The sequence below is a fragment of the Flavobacterium soyangense genome (assembly GCF_015277675.1).
In the GTDB taxonomy this organism is placed as follows: Bacteria; Bacteroidota; Bacteroidia; order Flavobacteriales; family Flavobacteriaceae; genus Flavobacterium; species Flavobacterium soyangense.
In genome coordinates this window covers 72,771-90,305 of record NZ_JADHEC010000009.1, presented here as the reverse complement: position 1 = coordinate 90,305, position 17,535 = coordinate 72,771, and the positions used below count along the sequence as shown (strand labels likewise).

The 17,535-nt window shown below is 34.5% G+C and carries 17 protein-coding genes and 1 tRNA gene; 7 read left to right on the top strand and 11 right to left on the bottom strand.

What is annotated here, in order from left to right; translation table 11 throughout:
• Positions 1 to 3: 3 nt before the first annotated feature.
• Together IR213_RS06115 and eat are read right to left on the bottom strand one after the other, a co-directional pair.
• Complete coding sequence (locus tag IR213_RS06115; RefSeq protein ID WP_194311418.1) at positions 4 to 1,380, bottom strand: ethanolamine ammonia-lyase subunit EutB; 1,377 nt, start codon at positions 1,378 to 1,380, stop codon at positions 4 to 6.
• Positions 1,381 to 1,421: 41 nt separating this feature from the next.
• A complete protein-coding gene (gene eat, locus IR213_RS06110; RefSeq protein WP_194311417.1) occupies positions 1,422 to 2,723 on the bottom strand; it encodes an ethanolamine permease in 1,302 nt (433 codons plus the stop codon).
• Between the two features lie 510 nt (positions 2,724 to 3,233).
• Here eat and IR213_RS06105 point away from each other — a divergent pair.
• A complete protein-coding gene (locus IR213_RS06105) occupies positions 3,234 to 3,434 on the top strand; it encodes a hypothetical protein (RefSeq protein ID WP_194311416.1) in 201 nt (66 codons plus the stop codon).
• Positions 3,435 to 3,445: 11 nt separating this feature from the next.
• Here the strand turns inward: IR213_RS06105 and IR213_RS06100 are convergent, their stop codons facing one another.
• Both IR213_RS06100 and IR213_RS06095 read right to left on the bottom strand, forming a co-directional pair.
• Positions 3,446 to 4,594 (bottom strand): peptidogalycan biosysnthesis protein, encoded by a 1,149-nt coding sequence (locus IR213_RS06100; RefSeq protein WP_194311436.1) that lies wholly within the window; start codon positions 4,592 to 4,594, stop codon positions 3,446 to 3,448.
• A 55-nt stretch (positions 4,595 to 4,649) separates the two neighbouring features.
• Positions 4,650 to 5,141, bottom strand: coding sequence for a DUF1761 domain-containing protein (locus IR213_RS06095; protein WP_194311415.1), 492 nt, complete (start codon positions 5,139 to 5,141; stop codon positions 4,650 to 4,652).
• Positions 5,142 to 5,354: 213 nt separating this feature from the next.
• Here IR213_RS06095 and IR213_RS06090 point away from each other — a divergent pair, with 213 nt between their 5' ends.
• The 3 genes from IR213_RS06090 (at position 5,355) to era (ending at position 7,457) form a co-directional block, all read left to right on the top strand.
• Positions 5,355 to 6,209, top strand: a complete 855-nt coding sequence (locus IR213_RS06090) for a leucine-rich repeat domain-containing protein (RefSeq protein ID WP_194311414.1) — start codon at positions 5,355 to 5,357, stop codon at positions 6,207 to 6,209.
• A gap of 235 nt (positions 6,210 to 6,444) precedes the next feature.
• A tRNA-Met gene (locus IR213_RS06085) sits at positions 6,445 to 6,517 on the top strand.
• Between the two features lie 58 nt (positions 6,518 to 6,575).
• Positions 6,576 to 7,457: a GTPase Era gene (gene era, locus IR213_RS06080; protein ID WP_194311413.1), complete on the top strand. Its 882-nt coding sequence runs from the start codon at positions 6,576 to 6,578 to the stop codon at positions 7,455 to 7,457.
• A 180-nt stretch (positions 7,458 to 7,637) separates the two neighbouring features.
• Here the strand turns inward: era and IR213_RS06075 are convergent, their stop codons facing one another.
• On the bottom strand, positions 7,638 to 8,135 hold the full coding sequence (locus IR213_RS06075) for a hypothetical protein (protein ID WP_194311412.1): 498 nt from the start codon (positions 8,133 to 8,135) through the stop codon (positions 7,638 to 7,640).
• A gap of 138 nt (positions 8,136 to 8,273) precedes the next feature.
• Here IR213_RS06075 and der point away from each other — a divergent pair, with 138 nt between their 5' ends.
• Positions 8,274 to 9,584, top strand: coding sequence for a ribosome biogenesis GTPase Der (der, locus tag IR213_RS06070; protein ID WP_194311411.1), 1,311 nt, complete (start codon positions 8,274 to 8,276; stop codon positions 9,582 to 9,584).
• A gap of 166 nt (positions 9,585 to 9,750) precedes the next feature.
• Complete coding sequence (locus tag IR213_RS06065) at positions 9,751 to 10,542, top strand: SDR family oxidoreductase (protein WP_194311410.1); 792 nt, start codon at positions 9,751 to 9,753, stop codon at positions 10,540 to 10,542.
• 92 nt (positions 10,543 to 10,634) lie between these two features.
• Here IR213_RS06065 and IR213_RS06060 read toward each other — a convergent pair whose 3' ends face one another.
• The 6 genes from IR213_RS06060 to IR213_RS06035 are packed head-to-tail and all read right to left on the bottom strand — an operon-like array spanning position 10,635 to position 14,395.
• The gene (locus tag IR213_RS06060; protein ID WP_194311409.1) at positions 10,635 to 11,048 is read right to left on the bottom strand and encodes an RrF2 family transcriptional regulator; all 414 of its coding nucleotides are present in this window, start codon (positions 11,046 to 11,048) and stop codon (positions 10,635 to 10,637) included.
• 47 nt (positions 11,049 to 11,095) lie between these two features.
• A complete protein-coding gene (locus tag IR213_RS06055; RefSeq protein ID WP_194311408.1) occupies positions 11,096 to 11,890 on the bottom strand; it encodes a TPM domain-containing protein in 795 nt (264 codons plus the stop codon).
• The gene (locus IR213_RS06050) at positions 11,890 to 12,327 is read right to left on the bottom strand and encodes a TPM domain-containing protein (RefSeq protein ID WP_194311407.1); all 438 of its coding nucleotides are present in this window, start codon (positions 12,325 to 12,327) and stop codon (positions 11,890 to 11,892) included. The genes IR213_RS06055 and IR213_RS06050 overlap by 1 nt, the downstream gene beginning before the upstream one ends.
• Positions 12,328 to 12,384: 57 nt before the next feature.
• Positions 12,385 to 12,978: a LemA family protein gene (locus tag IR213_RS06045; protein WP_194311406.1), complete on the bottom strand. Its 594-nt coding sequence runs from the start codon at positions 12,976 to 12,978 to the stop codon at positions 12,385 to 12,387.
• Between the two features lie 59 nt (positions 12,979 to 13,037).
• Positions 13,038 to 13,370, bottom strand: coding sequence for a MerR family transcriptional regulator (locus tag IR213_RS06040; RefSeq protein ID WP_194311405.1), 333 nt, complete (start codon positions 13,368 to 13,370; stop codon positions 13,038 to 13,040).
• A gap of 47 nt (positions 13,371 to 13,417) precedes the next feature.
• Complete coding sequence (locus tag IR213_RS06035) at positions 13,418 to 14,395, bottom strand: M23 family metallopeptidase (protein ID WP_194311404.1); 978 nt, start codon at positions 14,393 to 14,395, stop codon at positions 13,418 to 13,420.
• Between the two features lie 261 nt (positions 14,396 to 14,656).
• Between IR213_RS06035 and alaS the strand changes: the two genes are divergently transcribed.
• Complete coding sequence (gene alaS / locus IR213_RS06030) at positions 14,657 to 17,311, top strand: alanine--tRNA ligase (protein WP_194311403.1); 2,655 nt, start codon at positions 14,657 to 14,659, stop codon at positions 17,309 to 17,311.
• The last annotated feature ends 224 nt before the right edge of the window (positions 17,312 to 17,535 follow it).

Genomic DNA, 17,535 nt, shown 5'->3' with positions numbered 1-17,535 from the left:
TAACTATTTTTTTATGAGTTCTAATAGCTTGTTTTGTTTTTGAGAATGTGTAATCTCATTGTTAATATTCATGATTCCAATATTTATTAGCCATTCTTCAAATTCTGGAGCCGGTTTAAGACCTAGAAGTTTTCTAATGTATAAAGCATCGTGGAATGAAGTGCTTTGGTAATTAAGCATAATGTCATCTGCTCCGGGTATTCCCATTATAAAATTACATCCAGCCGTCCCAAATAAGGTTAATAGGGTGTCCATGTCATCCTGATCAGCCTCGGCATGATTTGTGTAGCAAACATCACAGCCCATCGGTAATCCCATTAATTTTCCGCAGAAGTGATCTTCAAGCCCTGCTCTTATGATTTGCTTTCCGTTGAATAAATATTCAGGACCGATAAAGCCTACGACTGAGTTTACCAAAAAAGGGTCATATGCTCTTGCTACAGCATACGCTCGTGATTCTAGTGTTTGTTGATCGATGCCGTAGTTAGAATTGGAAGATAATGAACTTCCTTGACCTGTTTCAAAGTACATTACATTGTTGCCTATTGTGCCTCTTGACAATGATTGTGCTGCTTCATGTCCTTCTTTTAATAGAGATAAATTTACTCCAAAACTAGAATTTGTTTTTTGTGTTCCACCAATCGATTGAAATACCAAATCTACTGGTGCACCTTGTTCTATTGCCAATATAGTGTTAGTAATATGACTTAAAACACACATCTGGGTGGGAATCTTAAATTGAAGGCGAACATCATCTAACATTTTTAACAAATTTACTTGGCTAGTCACATTGTCAAAAGCTGGATTGATACCTATCAATGCATCACCACTGCCGTAATATAGGCCGTCAATTACTGATGCTAAAATCCCCTTAATATCGTCAGTGGGGTGATTAGGCTGGAGTCTGGTCGATAAATGTCCTTTCAAGCCTATTGTGTTTCTAAAACGGGTGATCACCTCGCATTTTGAACTGACCAGAATTAAATCTTGGATATTCATTATCTTAGAGACAGCCGCCGCTATTTCTGGTGTAATAGCTTTTTGTAGTGCGGTAAGTTCTTCTTTTTGTATTTTATTGTCAAGTAGAAAATTTCTGAAATCCCCAACAGTCAGATGTGAAATTGTTTCAAATTTTTCTTTATCATGTGTGTCGAAAATCAATCGGGTTACTTCATCCTCTTCATAGGGAATTAGTGGAACTTTCAAAAATTCACTTATGGGTAGTTCCGATAATGCCATTTGTGCCGCTACTCTTTCTTGATATGAATTAGCGGCAATTCCTGCTAATTGGTCTCCTGATCTTAATGGAGTTGCTTTTGCCATTAATTCAGCGAGTGTGCGGAAAACAAAAACATTTTGGCCAATAGTATGCTTGTACATTTTTATTTTTTTTATCGATTTTTTAAAATGTAATGTAGTTTTTATTTAGATTTATAAAACATTTTGAATGCTAAATATCCCAATGCTATGGTGCCAAAATACCAAAATGCCAAACTCTGGTTGTAATAACTCATTGCAATAATAGAAATTATGCCAATGACTAAAGCAACTATTGGAAGAATAGGATAGAATGGTACTACAAATGGACGTTTAAGATCTGGTTCTGTTTTGCGAAGTTTTATTAAAGACATCATCGAGATCACATATAAAGTAAGTGCCCCGAAAACAGCTACGGTGATTATATCTCCTGTTTTATTTGTAAAAAGGGCGATAATTCCTAATATCATATTTACAATTAGTGCATTTGCTGGAGTAAGGTGTTTTTTGTCGAGTTTTCCAAGAAACTTAGGGGCATAATTTACTTTTCCTAATTCCATAGTTGCTCTACCTCCAGCTAAAATAAGTCCATGGAAGGAGGCAATAAGTCCAAATAGTCCAACTCCAATAAGCAATCTATACATCGTACTGTTTTGCGAAACCACAAGTGACATTGCCATTGGTAATGGAGAGTCAGTCAAACTACCATCTGCTTTATAAACAATTTTTTCCCAGCCACCAACTCCAATAGCTGCTACATATACTAGGGCGCATAAGATTATTAAAGTTAACATTGCACTGCCAAAACCTTTAGTGATATCCTTTTGTGGGTTTATAGATTCTTCAGCGACATTTGCAACTCCTTCAATACCAAGGAAAAACCAAATTGCAAAAGGGATAGCCGCAAATACACCTCCCCAACCATTTATGCTGGGATTATGATTAAAGTTTTCAACAGAAAAATGGGGAATTGTAACGCCAAAAAACAATAGTAATTCTCCTATGGCAATTATTGTAATTAATAATTCGAATGTTGCTGCAAGTTTTACACCAATTATGTTGAGTGTTGTAAAAATGACATAAGCTATAATGGCAAAGTAAATTACGTCAATCTGTGGAAACGATAAATTTAAATAGGCACCTATTGCATATGCAATTGCCGGCGGGGCAAAAACAAACTCGATAACTTGTGCTAATCCTGTTATAAAACCGATGTCTTTGCCAAAAGCTCTGTTGGCATAATCAAATCCGCCACCAGCTTTAGGTATGGCACAAGCTAATTCAGAATAGGAAAAGCTAAAACAAACGTACATAATTGCAATTATTATAGTCGCAATACCCATGCCGTAGGTTCCCCCTTTTTCGAGACCATAATTCCAACCAAAATACATCCCCGAGATTACGTAACCTACTCCTAAACCCCATAATAATATTGGTGAAAGTGTTTTTTTTAAATGTGTGCTCATAAATTTCTTTTTGTTAATTTAATTTAATTTTTTAATCAAAACAATTGTGTTTTTGGATTAAAATTTTTGCAAATGTATAATTTATATAATGCACCTATATAAAAACATGGGGTCTTTCTTTTATTTTTATTAATTTTAGGTTGTATACCCTTATAATTTATGGGTATTAAATAAAAAAAGATAAAAAATAATAATTTATTAAAATTGTATACTTATAAAAAAGTATAAATAATAGTTGCTAGTGGTTTTTAATCTCTATTTTATTATAATTGGGCTAAATTAGTTTTGTTAATTTGAAAAATAACACTTCAGGACGGGGATGAAACGATTTTGGTCTTGTATGTAATTGGAATTCCTTAAAATATTGGGCTTATGACCAATAATCAAATTTAAAAATCTCAAGCTAGAATGATTGCTATCGCTATTTCGAAAAGATATGGGGCTGGAGTTAAATCATTAATCCTAAAGGTTGATGAACGAAGGAAATTTTGAATTACTGATTTTAAAAGTTTGGATTTGTTTGTTTTTGGTAATATAATCTCCGGAAATATTTCTGTAGGTAATGATGATATTGAAATTATTTCAACTGATAAAGCAACAATCAGGACTAATTTCCCGGTAATTTCCCGGATTGATGGAGAATATTGTGAAAATGAATCTGAACTTATGATTAAAACTTCATCCAAAAAGTTTAAAGTGGCAATTCCTTAATTTTTTTATAATTATTTATAAGGATTTCGCTCTTTCCATTCTACTTTTGGTTCTAGATAACAAAACACTTTTTCAAAGGCAAGATCGGCAATTGGATTACTGTGTTTTGCAAAACCATACATTTCCTGTGGTTTTGCACCAATAGAACTCTTGATTTCCAAGGCTGTTCTGGCAAAAATTATTTCCTTAAAACCCTTATTAATAGAATAGGCAACCATATCATAGAGCATATTCAAATACAACATTTTTTCACGTTGAATACTGTCATCATATCCTAAAAAATAAGTGTCCATTACTGCACCGTTTTTGATGATGGTATTGAAACCAATTAATTTTTCATCAAGAAAATATCCGTAAAATAGGAATTTGTCTTTGAGTAATTCTTTAAAAATTCTAAAATGGTTTTTTGTCAAGAAAAATGTATTAAAATGAGCATTTTTGGCTACATGAAAATATAAATCATAAATGGTTTCCTCATACTTAATAATATCTTCAAGTTCCATCTTTCTTTTTTCAACGCCTTCGGCTTTTTTTCTGGCACGTTTGTATTGGTCGCGGTATTTTTTTGTCAAAGCATCTATATAATCTTGCTCAGATTTCCATTGAATTGGAATATTAAAAAGCATATTGGGTTGGGTCGAAAATTGAAAATAATCTTGAAAACCAGCCTCAGGAAACCTGGTTGTTTCTTCTATTGGAAAGTCTTTAAAAGTAGTAATATGTACTTTTAATCCATTCTTTTTAAAAAGAGTTTTTAATTTTTCAGATGCATTTTTTAAGGCTTCCAATACTTGAACTTCATCTGTTTTATCAGAAAAAGCAAAGGCATTTTGTCCTGTTAACATATTGTTTCCAATAATAAGAATATGGGAACAAAAGTTTTTCAAAAATGTATTTCGAACAGCATTTTTTACACACTTATCGCGCTCTCCAAAAGATTCTAATTTATTTAAATCTAAAAACTGTGAAAGAGCAATTCCTGCTAATTTACCTTTTTTAAACAAACCAATAAAATGGCAAAACATATTTATTGGAGCAGATTTCTCTAAAATTTCTAAATATTCCTTACTTAGAAAAATGTTTCCAACGGCAAAGTCATCCCAGTTTTGTGGAAGTTCTGAAACAGAAGAATATATTTCTATGGATAAAGGTGTTTTCAAATAAAAAAAATCGCCCACAAATGTAGAGCGATTATATTGTAATTAAATGTTAAAATTATTTCCAACCACAAATAATTGAACCCATAATTGTCATGGTAACTATCCAATAACCGCCTTGAATAGCTATATATTTCCAAGTTTTTCGTTCAAATAATCCATTTATGGCAATGACTGGTGTAGCTAGAAATATTCCCGATATAAATCCATGAAGAGCGCCGTGCTTATAAGTACGGAAAACATCACCGTAATCTGCCATAAAGGCTAAATAGGAAGGTTTAGCATTCTCAACTAACTGTGATCCTCCAACCATACTTATGGCTCCCATTTGATGGATTACTAAAACAGGCATCATAATGAAAGCCAATATAAATGAATATGCAAACGTAAGACCATAGATTTTCAACATATTCCCTTTTTCAATTTGTTCTTTGGTTAATCCAGCTTCTTTCATCCAAATAGTTCCAAAAACTTTTGGATTATACCATATAAATCCTACCACAAATGATGATAATGCAGCAATTAATACTGCTAATAAGTTAAATTCCATTCTTTTGTATTTAAAGTTGTTATATCAAATGTATTAATTTTTTTTCTTTGACTTATAAAATATTCATGATTTGAAATTATTATTTACCTTTTTTATTTTATTGTAAGAAAAAAACTATTTTATTTTTTTAATTTGCGTATTTCATCGATTATATTTGTTAGTTAACGATTTTGCATGTACTTTAGCTTATAATTAATGTAAAAAAGGGGCGTTATGAAAAATATATACTCATTATTGTTAATAATTATGTTTTCATTTATAATGAAAGCTGATGTTTCAGTTTCTGAAAAAAGCGCACTAATAAAATTGTACAATGCTACAAATGGAGCAAATTGGACTTCAAAATGGGATTTAAAATCGCCCGTTTCTTCTTGGTATGGTATAGGAATCCAAGATGACAAGGTGGTGTCAATTCAATTGCCTAACAACAATTTAGTTGGGGTTTTACCTTCAGAAGTTTCAGACTTAATATATTTGAAAACTTTTAATTTATATAAAAACGCTATTTCAGGAAACATTCCTTCTACAATTGGGAATATGAAATCACTGGAATCACTTAATTTATCGTTTAATAAATTATCCGGATCAATTCCTGCTTCAATTGGAGAGTTATATTCATTGAAAACTTTGGCTCTGTTTATGAATAATTTTTCAGGAAATATCCCTTCTGAAATAGGAGGCTTAAGTAATTTAGAAACCTTGTCCTTATATAATAATGAAATTGAAGGTCAAATACCATCTTCTCTTTATGAGTTGAAAAATTTAAAAATATTGCTTTTAAACAGCAACCAAATATCAGGAACATTGAGTGCTTCGGTTTCAAATTTAACAGCCCTTCAACAATTAAGTTTATTTGATAATAAAATGGTTGGTCAGTTTCCTCTTGATATAGAAAAATTGAAAAACCTAAAAGAGATGAATGTTTCCTATAATCAGTTTAGTGGTTTAGTATCTAAAGATTTGGCAAAATTAGACGTGCTAAATATGACTATGATCAACAAAAAAGGTTTAGCTGTGGCATTGACTGTAAAAACGGATAGAAATTCTGCTTTAGCTTCCGAAGAATAATTTAAAATAGTTTATAGTTTAATTTGTTAAACCTGCAATGTATAAATTGCAGGTTTTTTTTTGAATATCGAGTTTTAAAAAGTATTATACTAACTACAAAAATTAAATTCCCTAAACGACATTCAATTTTTATGTTTTAAATGCCCTCCTGTCAGTTTAATAGAGAAAACTTAAACATATTTTTATAAATCGCTTGCATTTATTAAAATTCGTCGTATCTTTGCACCCGAAACAACGCGGGATAGAGCAGTAGGCAGCTCGTCGGGCTCATAACCCGAAGGTCACAGGTTCGAGTCCTGTTCCCGCTACTAAGCAAGCCATTCTGAAAAGAGTGGCTTTTTTGTTATTAGTATAAAGAACAATAATATGGCACATAAAGCAGGTTTTGTAAATATAATAGGAAATCCAAACGTAGGGAAATCAACCTTAATGAATGCCTTCGTTGGCGAAAGATTATCCATCATCACATCAAAAGCACAAACCACCCGTCATCGAATATTAGGGATTGTAAACGGCGAAGATTTTCAGTTAATCTTGTCCGATACACCAGGAATCATCAAGCCCGCTTATGAAATGCAGGAATCGATGATGAATTTCGTGAAATCCGCTTTTGAAGATGCCGATATTTTGATTTATATGGTTGAAATTGGCGAACAAGAATTGAAAGATGAAGCTTTTTTTAATAAAATTATCCATTCTACAATTCCAGTTTTGTTGTTATTGAACAAAATTGATAATTCCAATCAAGAGCAATTAGAAACTCAAGTTGCTTTTTGGACCGAGAAAGTTCCCAACGCCGAGATTTATCCAATATCAGCTTTGCAGAACTTCAATGTTCCTGAAGTTTTCCAAAGAATAATTGAATTATTGCCAGAATCTCCTGCTTATTATCCAAAAGACCAATTGACGGACAAACCGGAACGTTTCTTTGTAAACGAAACCATTCGCGAAAAAATCTTGTTGAATTACAGCAAGGAAATTCCGTATGCTGTCGAAATCGTAACCGAAGAATTCTTTGAAGACGAAAACATCATCCGAATACGCTCCCTGATTATGGTGGAACGCGAAACTCAAAAAGGAATCATAATTGGCCACAAAGGTGCCGCCCTGAAACAAGTAGGAATGGAATCTCGTGCCGATTTAGAGAAGTTTTTCGGAAAACAAATCCACATCGAATTGTACGTAAAAGTAAATAAAAACTGGAGAAGCAACGCCAATATGTTGAAGAGGTTTGGGTATAATCAATAGTTAATTAGAGGTTTTTGTCATTTTGGAGAAGGGTAAAAACACTATAAAAATCTTTCAACTTTTTAGCCCCGATTGCAACGGAAATCCTTTTTTGAGGTTTTTTTTACCGAAAAAAAGATTGAAGTGTAAAGCGGGACACGAGCGAAGCGAACTGACGAAGTAAATAGCTCCAAGGAAAAACTACGATTCCAAAATCTCCAAAAACTTCCCTTCCAATTCATTCATTTGTCCGTTGCCTTTAAACCGGATTTGTTTGGCAATGAAATAAAGCAAAAGCCAAACGATAACCATTAGCAGCATCACGATTAAATCCATTGTTGTCGGTTGTTTCAAGACATAATTGGAGTAAGCGATGGTGCTAAAAATTACAAAAATTCCCGCAACCATAAAATGCAGAAACATAAAAAGTGTCCATAAAGTGGGTTCTGGGCCAAACAATCCACGGATGTGGGTTTCGTTATTTTCTTTTGGTTCTAATTCCAAATGCAAGTGTGGCGACCAATATTCGCGTTTCGATTCGGGCATATTCATCCAAATGTGATTGTGTTTGATCTTAAGATAACAATCTTCGGTGCAATTAACTTTATAATTTTCGAATTTTTGACGAACAGCATCTATGTTTTCATGCACATCTTTGTAAAAACGCAGGCGGAGTCGTATTTCATTATTGGCATCCATAACGGTAGTTTTTTGGTTCGGTTTTATTAATAGGAGTGCAAAATAGTAAAAAAATTGATATTATGGTATTTAACACTACCTTTGCAGCCCGAGACCAGAGATGGTAGAACGGACGAAGTAAATATTAGAAATTAGATTATGAATAACATTGTAGCCATAGTAGGAAGACCTAATGTAGGGAAATCGACCCTTTTTAATAGGCTGATACAAAGAAGAGAAGCTATTGTAGATTCAGTATCTGGGGTGACCCGAGATAGAAACTATGGTAAAAGCGAGTGGAACGGAAAAGAATTTTCTGTGATTGATACGGGTGGTTACGTTCGTGGATCGGATGACGTTTTTGAAGGCGAAATCCGTAAACAAGTAGAACTTGCCATTGATGAAGCCGACGTAATTATTTTTGTTGTAGATGTTGAAGAAGGCATTACGCCAATGGACGATATTGTTGCCAGACTTTTACGTAAGGTAAAAAAACCTGTTTTACTTGCCGTAAATAAGGTTGATAATGCTATGCGTGAAAAGGATGCTCTCGAGTTTTATAACTTAGGTTTAGGCGAATTTTATACTTTTGCGAGTATCTCAGGAAGTGGAACAGGAGATTTATTGGATGCAGTGATTGATGCTTTTCCAGTGAAACCAGAACCAGTCCAAGAAGAAGTTGTTTTGCCTCGTTTTGCAGTTGTAGGTCGCCCTAATGCTGGAAAATCGAGCTTTATAAATGCCTTGATTGGCAAAGAACGTTTTATGGTTACAGACATTGCGGGAACTACACGTGATGCAATTGATACTAAATTTGACCGTTTTGGATTCGAATTCAACTTGGTAGATACTGCCGGAATTCGTCGTAAAGCAAAAGTGAAGGAAGATTTAGAGTTTTATTCGGTGATGCGTTCGGTTCGTGCAATTGAACATGCTGATATTTGTATCTTGATTATTGATGCAACTCGCGGATTTGAAGGTCAGGACCAAAGCATTTTTTGGTTGGCCGAAAAAAACCGAAAAGGAGTTGTGATTTTAGTAAATAAATGGGATTTGGTCGAAAAAGACACAATGTCAACCCGTGATTACGAAGCTAAAATTAGGGAAGAATTAATGCCATTTACAGATGTGCCCATTCTTTTTGTTTCGGCATTGACAAAACAACGTTTGTTGAAAGCACTTGAAGCAACAGTTCAGGTTTTCGAAAACAGAAAACAACGAATTGCGACTTCAAAATTCAACGAATTTATGTTGAAAGTTATCGAGGCTTATCCTCCGCCAGCAACAAAAGGGAAATACGTAAAAATTAAATATTGTATGCAATTGCCAACATTGACGCCACAGTTTGTTTTTTTTGCCAATATGCCGCAATATGTTAAAGAGCCTTACAAACGATACCTCGAAAATAAAATTCGGGAAAACTGGGATTTTTCCGGAGTTCCAATCGATATTTATATTAGAGAGAAATAGTCTTTTCTTTCTTGATTCTAAATGAAAGTTTATGGAGTTTGCAAAAGCTCGATAAACTTTTTTTATTTTTATAAAAAAATGAAACGCCCATTACAATTAACATTGACAAACAGGGATACGATTATGGGCGTTCCATCTTCCGATAAAAAACAAATATTATAAACAGATGAAATCAATAAACGGCAAAGTAGTTTGGATTACGGGCGCTTCAAGCGGAATAGGCGAGGCTTTAGCCTATGAATTGTCTCGAAAAAACTGCAAATTGATACTTTCGGCGCGAAATATTGAAGCCTTAGAACTGGTAAAATCAAAATGTGCTATTGCCGAAGTTGTGGTATTGCCTTTTGATTTGGCTGATTTTGGCAATGCCAAAAACAATGCAGAAAAAGCCGTCGCAGCCTTTGGAAAGATAGACATTCTCGTCAACAATGGAGGAGTTAGCCAGCGTTCACTTATCGCCGAAACTGATTTTGAAGTCGATAAAAAACTCATTGAAGTTGATTATCTTGGGACTGTTGCTTTGACCAAAGCTTTGCTCCCACATTTCATAAAAAACAAAAGCGGACATTTTGTAACGATTACCAGTTTGATGGGAAAATTTGGATCACCTTATCGTTCCGGTTATTGTGGCGCAAAACATGCACTTCACGGTTTCTTTGATGTTTTAAGGATGGAACATTATAAAGATTTTCTGGACGTAACACTTATTTGTCCTGGATTTATCCAAACCAATGTGGCAAAAAATGCCTTAACTGCAAATGGCTCAAGCCAAAATCAAGAAGATGAAGCCACGAAAAACGGAATGGCAGTAGCTGTTTTTGCTAAGAAATTTGTAAAAGCGGTTGAGTCTAATAAATTCGAAGCGTATATTGGAGGAAAAGAAGTTTTGGGCGTATATCTGAAACGATTTTTCCCAAAACTCTTGCATTATTTTGTGTTGAGAAGTAAAGTGAGGTAATTTTTTTAGATTTAAAAAGACATTTGGTTTTTAAATCTTGTGCTAACATATAGTCAATTCTATAAAACAAGTAGAGTTTAAAAAATATTTTTTTATTTTTGTGCCAATGAAGCAATAGTGATGCTTTTCATTGCATCCAAAGTCTTTTCTCGAACCGCTATTAATCCTAGTCTTAGCAGGCATTCAGACTCGGTTTTACAGTCTAAACAAGGTTCGTAAAAGTTTAAAGAGGCGCAAGGAAGTAAAGCTATCGCCCCGTCAAATAATCGATGAATATCTGCTAATGTTATCGTATTTTTAGATTTTATAAGATAATATCCTCCAAATTTTCCTTGTTTACTGCTTACAAAATGCCCTCTTTTTAATTCTAATAATATTTGCTCCAAAAACTTTTTGGGAATATTGGCACCTTCGGCAATATCCATAGTTTTAGCGATAAAACCTTCCTCTTGTTGAGCCAAATAAAGCAATGCTTTAAGGGCATATTTAGTTTTGTTTGAAAGCATATATTTTTTTTAACGAATTTATTTTCAATTGCAATTTGTTATCTGATTTACCAACTTCCGCTGCTTCCTCCACCAGAGAATCCTCCGCCACCGAAGCCTCCACCAAAGCCTCCTCCTCCACCTGACGAACTGCCGCCAAAACCTCCTCCACCGCTGTTTCGACCCAAACTGCTTAAGATAATTATATCAAGCAAACTTGGTCCACCACCAGAATTACCTGAATTTCCGCCGCTGTTTTTGTTTCTGGAAATTAATACAAGAATGACGATTACAATAATTATGATTGGTAAAATGGGAAAATCTTTTTCTTTGGTCTGTTTTCTTTCTCCTTTGTATTTGCCTTTGAAAACATCAAAAAGAGCATCAACTCCTTTGTCTAAACCATTGTAATAACTTCCTGCTTTAAATTCGGGAATGATGACATTCCTGATTATTTCGCCCCCAATTCCTGCTGTCAATCGATCTTCGAGTCCGTAACCTGGATTGATTGCAATTTTTCTTTCTGCTTTTGATAAAAGAATGATAACCCCATTATCATCTTTGGCTGTTCCTCCAATTCCCCAAGTTTGTCCCCATTTTGTAGCTAACTGGCTGACATCTTCGCCTTTCAAACTTTCGATGGTAATAACGACAATTTGAGTTGTGGTAGAATCAGAATATTTGATAAGTTTTTCTTCTAATTGTGATTTTTCGGATGCACTTAAAACATTGGCATAATCATAAACCGAAGTTTGGAAATCTGGTTTTGCAGGTATTGTAAACTGAGCAAAACTGATTTGTGTGAATAGGAAACAAACGAGTAGTTTCAGGAAAATTGAAGTATTTTTTTTGTGTAATAACATTATCCTTTTGATATTTCGTTTGATAATTCATTTGTATCTCCTTCTTCATACGGAAAGTATTTCTGCAATTGTGTACCAGCTTTAGCGATACCATCAATAAGTCCTTGTTTGAAATTTCCGGTTTTGAATTGAGTCGCCATCGCTTCTTTTGTTGAAACCCAAAAATCATCAGAAACCACGTCATTAATGCCTTTGTCTCCGCAAACTACGAAGGCTTTGTCTTTTACGGCCAAATAAATTAAAACTCCATTTTTGAGCTGGGTTTCATCCATTTTCAATAATTGAAAAACTTCCAAAGCCCTGTCAAAGGGAATTTTGGAAGTTGTTTTTTCTATATGAACTCTAATCTCGCCAGAAGTTTCTTTTTCAGCCATACGAATAGCCTCAACAATCTCTTGTTCTTCTTCTTTGGTTAAAAAATCTTCAACTTTTGACATTTTATTATTTTTTAAATTCCTTTTGTTAAACCTTTCCTTTGGAGGGGTTGGGGAGGATTAGAATTTTACTTCAACAGGTTTTTCAGCACCAGCCACTGATTGGAAATACGCTTTTTCCTTGAAGCCAAACATTCCTGCAAATAAGTTATTTGGAAACGTTTTGATGTGAGTGTTGTAAGGCATAACGGCTTCATTGAAACGTGTTCTGGCTGTTAGAATTTGGTTCTCGGTGCTTGCTAATTCGTCCTGTAATTTCAAGAAATTGGCATTGGCTTTTAGTTCAGGATATTTTTCTACAGTTACTAATAATCTTGATAAAGATGAGGAAACTCCCGATTGTGCCGAATTGAATTGTGCCAATTGTTCTGGTGTAATATTTTTTGGATCCACAGTTATTGAAGTGGCTTTAGCTCTCGCTTCAATTACAGCTGTCAATGTGCTTTTTTCGAAATCAGCAGCACCTTTTACTGTATTTACCAAGTTTCCGATAAGGTCATTTCTTCTTTGGTAAGACGTTTGTACATCTCCCCAGGTTTGCTCAACGGTTTGACTTAAGGTCACCGCAGTATTATTAATTCCTTTAACCCAACTGTAAATTCCAATGACAAATACAGCTACAATAATCCAAGGTAAAAATTTTTTAAAATCCATTTTTGTTTAATTTAAAGTTTAATATTTAGTTTTTGTTTTTAAAATCTGTAATCAAAAATCTATAATTCGTTCTTAATATTCGTCAACTGTACTTTTATGGTTTCCAGTTTTCTGATAATTTCAAATTTATCCAATGTTTTCTTTTGTCCTTCCTTCAAATGCGTTCTGGCACCTTCAAGCGTAAAACCTCTTTCTTTAACCAAATGATAAATCAATTGAAGGTTTTTCACATCTTCGGGCGTAAACATTCGATTGCCTTTGGCATTTTTCTTTGGCTTCAAAATGTCAAACTCACTATCCCAAAAACGAATAAGCGAAGCATTTACATCAAAGGCTTTGGCAATTTCGCCAATGCTATAATATCTTTTATCAGGCGATAATTCTACGTGCATATTGTTTTTGTTTAAATAAATTTTTTCTTAAATCTGCAACCTGAAAATTAGTCAAAGGATTGATTTTCTTGATTAGCTAATTTTGCAATGGCAACATATTCCACCGCCGAAATATTTCCGTAATAAAAATTAAGCGGATTCACCACTTTTCCGTTTTTGTGAACTTCATAATGGCAATGCGGTCCTTCAGATCTTCCTGTACTTCCCACAAATCCTATAACGTCACCGCGTTTAATGTGTTGACCGGCTCTGCATTTGTATCTGCTTAAATGTGCATATAAAGTTTCATATCCAAAACCGTGTTGAATCACAATATGATTACCATATCCAGAAGCCGTATTATCTGCTCTTTCCACAAAACCATCACCAGTTGCATAAACAGGCGTCCCTATTTTAGCAGTAAAATCCATTCCTTCGTGCATTTTTCTTGCCTTGGTAAAAGGATCCGTCCGATAACCAAAACCAGAAACCATACTTTTTAAATTCTCGTTTCTCACCGGTTGTATAGCCGGAATTGCTGCCAATAATTTATCTTTTGCTTTCGCCATTTTTAAAATATCATCCAATGATTTCGATTGAATAGCCAAAGCCTTTTGAAGCACATCAATTCGTTTTGTAGTATTTATTACCAACTGTGAATTGTCGTATCCTTCTAATTCCTTGTATCGATGAACGCCTTTGAAACCTGATTTTCTTTCCTCTTCAGGAATCGCTGATGCGTTAAAATACACTCTATATAAATTATTGTCTCGATCTTCAATAAAATCAATTACATCCTCTACTTGATCCATTTTCTTATTCAAAATAGCATAACGCAACTTCAAATTTTCGATTTCGCGAGCTTGTAATCTGTTTTTTGGAGTTTCAAAATACGGAGTGTTCAATAAAGCTATAAAACTCAAAAAACCAAACAATGCCGAAGCCACTAAAAACAACAAAACAACTCCAATTTTCTTTCTCGTTTTTGTGATTATTTTTCGATAGGCCAGATTTTCGGAATCGTAATAATATTTTACTTTCGCCATATTTTAAAATACCCTATTTTTGCACATTGTAAAAAGGTTAGTCGAACAAATTTAATAAATGTTTCATTTGTTACACCCTTTTTTCAATAATAAATATTTTAATGTGCCTTTTCCGGCTATTCGTTTCAATTTTTTTCTTTTTTGGCAGCAAAAAAGAAAAGGATTTTCACATCTATCTGGGGCAAAAAAATTAGAAGATTTAAAGATTGAAAAATTCAATTCCAGTAAATCTTTAAATTTTTAAATTTTTAAATCAAAAAAATGAAATCACAAGACGTCCGTAAACAATTTCTGGATTTTTTCGAAAGCAAAGGACATTTAATTGTTCCGTCAGCTCCAATAGTTCTTAAAGATGATCCAACCCTGATGTTTAATAACTCAGGAATGGCACAGTTCAAGGAGTATTTTCTGGGTAATGGAACACCAAAAAGCAAAAGAATTGCCGATACTCAAAAATGTCTTCGTGTTTCAGGAAAACATAACGATTTAGAAGAAGTGGGAATTGATACCTATCATCACACGATGTTCGAAATGTTGGGCAATTGGTCATTTGGGGATTATTTCAAAAAAGAAGCCATCAATTGGGCTTGGGAATTATTGACAGAAGTTTACAAAATCCCAAAAGATATTCTTTATGTTTCAGTTTTTGAAGGAAACCCTGCAGAAAACGTTCCTTTCGACCAGGAAGCCTATGATATTTGGAAAACCTTAATTTCCGAAGACCGCATCATTCTTGGAAACAAAAAAGATAATTTCTGGGAAATGGGCGATCAAGGTCCTTGTGGTCCATGTTCAGAAATTCACGTTGATATTCGTTCCGCCGAAGAAAAAGCCTTGGTTTCAGGGAAATCATTGGTAAACAATGACCATCCTCATGTGGTGGAAATTTGGAACAACGTATTCATGGAATTCAACCGCAAGGCCGATGGTTCATTAGAAAAATTGCCGGCGCAGCACGTCGATACCGGTATGGGTTTTGAAAGACTTTGCATGGTTTTACAAGGCGTTCAGTCAAATTATGACACGGATGTTTTCACGCCAATCATTCAACATATCGAGAAAATCACCGGCTCTAAGTATACGATTAAAGCAAAGGACGAAGCCGAAGAAAAAATCAATATCGCCATTCGCGTTATTGCAGATCACGTTCGTGCTGTTGCCTTCGCTATTGCCGATGGACAATTGCCTTCGAATACTGGAGCAGGGTATGTAATTCGTAGAATTTTGCGTCGTGCCATTCGTTACGGATTTACCTTTTTAAATACTAAAGAAGCTTTTATATATAAATTGGTAGAAACCTTGAGTAGCCAAATGGGAAGTTCCTTTCCGGAGATTATTTCTCAGAAAAATTTGGTTATGAACGTGATTCGCGAAGAAGAAAACTCCTTTTTGAGAACATTGGATCAAGGATTGCAATTGCTGGAAAGCGTAATAAAATCAACCGAAGGAACTACGGTTTCAGGTCAAAAAGCATTCGAATTGTATGATACTTTTGGTTTTCCAATCGATTTAACGGCTTTGATTCTTAGAGAAAGAAATTTAGAATTAGACGAAGCCGGTTTCGATAAAGCGATGTTGGAACAAAAAACACGTTCTCGTGCTGCGTCTGAAGTTTCTACCGAAGACTGGGTTACTTTAATTCCCGGAAATGTGGAAACATTTGTAGGTTATGACCAAGCCGAAAACGAAGTGAAAATTACACGTTATAGAAAAATTGACAGCAAAAAAGACGGAATCCTATATCAAATCGTTTTGGATAAAACGCCTTTTTATCCGGAAGGTGGAGGACAAGTAGGTGATAAAGGAACATTGGTTTGCTCCGCCAGTTCGCTTTCGCTCGGGTCGGCAAATGAAACTATCGAAATTATAGATACCAAAAAAGAAAATAACTTGATTTTGCACTTTGCAAAAAATTTACCAGAAAACATAAATGATAGTTTTGTTGCCAAAGTAAATCAGGATTTAAGAAGTCTGTCTGCTAGAAATCACTCGGCCACGCACTTGATGCACCAAGCCTTGCGAAGCATTTTGGGAACTCACGTAGAACAAAAAGGATCTTTGGTCAACCCAAATTATTTGCGTTTTGACTTTTCGCATTTTGCAAAAATGACTGATACTGAATTAGAGCAAGTCGAAGATTTTGTAAATGCTCGAATTCAGGAGCAATTACCACTGGTTGAAAGAAGAAATATTCCGTTCAAACAAGCGGTTGAAGAAGGGGCTATGGCATTATTTGGAGAAAAATATGGAGATACTGTTCGAGCAATAAAGTTTGGTGAAAGTATGGAACTTTGTGGTGGAATTCACGTGAAGAACACTGCCGAAATCTGGCATTTCAAAATTGTGTCTGAAGGAGCAGTTGCAGCCGGAATTCGTCGTATAGAAGCGATTACCAGCGATGCCGTAAAAGCGTATTTTGAAACTCAGGAAGACACGTTAACTGAGGTTAAAAATGCATTGAAAAACCCACAGGATGTAATGAAAGCAGTTCATTCGCTGCAAGATGAAAACGCTAAATTGAAGTCGCAAATCGAGGCTTTGATGAAAGATAAAGTTAAGAATTTGAAAGCGGAATTAACTTCTCAATTACAAGAAATAAACGGCGTTCAATTCTTGTCGAAACAAGTAGATTTAAGCCCAGAAGGAGCAAAAGATTTGGCTTACGAATTAGGTAATTTAGAAAAAAACCTGTTCTTGGTTTTGGCCACAGCCGAAGACGAAAAACCAATGTTATCGTGCTATATTTCGAAAGAATTAGTTGCCGAAAAAAACCTGAATGCAGGAACTGTCGTTCGTGAATTAGGAAAGTTTATTCAAGGTGGTGGTGGAGGTCAACCGTTTTTTGCCACTGCCGGAGGGAAAAATGTAGCTGGAATTCAGGAGGCTTTGGCGAAAGCCGTTAATTTTGTGAAGTAAAAAGGATTTAGTTTTTATACTAAAAACCCTTTCGGTACCTACGTGCTGAAAGGGTTTTGGTTTTATTCGGAAGAAGCTATTTTAGGTACTAATATAGTTTGAAAACGAGATTTAAATAGTAGATTACCCGAAATATTGGGTTTGTAACGATAAATATTGTTGTTTTTAATTTTTTAGATTTGATTTGTAATGTAATAAAAGCCTAAAATTAAGGCTAATACGAT

What these genes read in the sequence shown, in the direction of transcription:
- IR213_RS06115 (WP_194311418.1), bottom strand. Translation starts at nt 1,380, where the DNA reads ATGTACAAGCATACTATTGGCCAAAATGTTTTTGTTTTCCGCACACTC.
- eat (WP_194311417.1), bottom strand. Translation starts at nt 2,723, where the DNA reads ATGAGCACACATTTAAAAAAAACACTTTCACCAATATTATTATGGGGT.
- IR213_RS06095 (WP_194311415.1), bottom strand. Translation starts at nt 5,141, where the DNA reads ATGGAATTTAACTTATTAGCAGTATTAATTGCTGCATTATCATCATTT.
- IR213_RS06090 (WP_194311414.1), top strand. Translation starts at nt 5,355, where the DNA reads ATGAAAAATATATACTCATTATTGTTAATAATTATGTTTTCATTTATA.
- era (WP_194311413.1), top strand. Translation starts at nt 6,576, where the DNA reads ATGGCACATAAAGCAGGTTTTGTAAATATAATAGGAAATCCAAACGTA.
- IR213_RS06075 (WP_194311412.1), bottom strand. Translation starts at nt 8,135, where the DNA reads ATGGATGCCAATAATGAAATACGACTCCGCCTGCGTTTTTACAAAGAT.
- der (WP_194311411.1), top strand. Translation starts at nt 8,274, where the DNA reads ATGAATAACATTGTAGCCATAGTAGGAAGACCTAATGTAGGGAAATCG.
- IR213_RS06065 (WP_194311410.1), top strand. Translation starts at nt 9,751, where the DNA reads ATGAAATCAATAAACGGCAAAGTAGTTTGGATTACGGGCGCTTCAAGC.
- IR213_RS06060 (WP_194311409.1), bottom strand. Translation starts at nt 11,048, where the DNA reads ATGCTTTCAAACAAAACTAAATATGCCCTTAAAGCATTGCTTTATTTG.
- IR213_RS06055 (WP_194311408.1), bottom strand. Translation starts at nt 11,890, where the DNA reads ATGTTATTACACAAAAAAAATACTTCAATTTTCCTGAAACTACTCGTT.
- IR213_RS06050 (WP_194311407.1), bottom strand. Translation starts at nt 12,327, where the DNA reads ATGTCAAAAGTTGAAGATTTTTTAACCAAAGAAGAAGAACAAGAGATT.
- IR213_RS06045 (WP_194311406.1), bottom strand. Translation starts at nt 12,978, where the DNA reads ATGGATTTTAAAAAATTTTTACCTTGGATTATTGTAGCTGTATTTGTC.
- IR213_RS06040 (WP_194311405.1), bottom strand. Translation starts at nt 13,370, where the DNA reads ATGCACGTAGAATTATCGCCTGATAAAAGATATTATAGCATTGGCGAA.
- IR213_RS06035 (WP_194311404.1), bottom strand. Translation starts at nt 14,395, where the DNA reads ATGGCGAAAGTAAAATATTATTACGATTCCGAAAATCTGGCCTATCGA.
- alaS (WP_194311403.1), top strand. Translation starts at nt 14,657, where the DNA reads ATGAAATCACAAGACGTCCGTAAACAATTTCTGGATTTTTTCGAAAGC.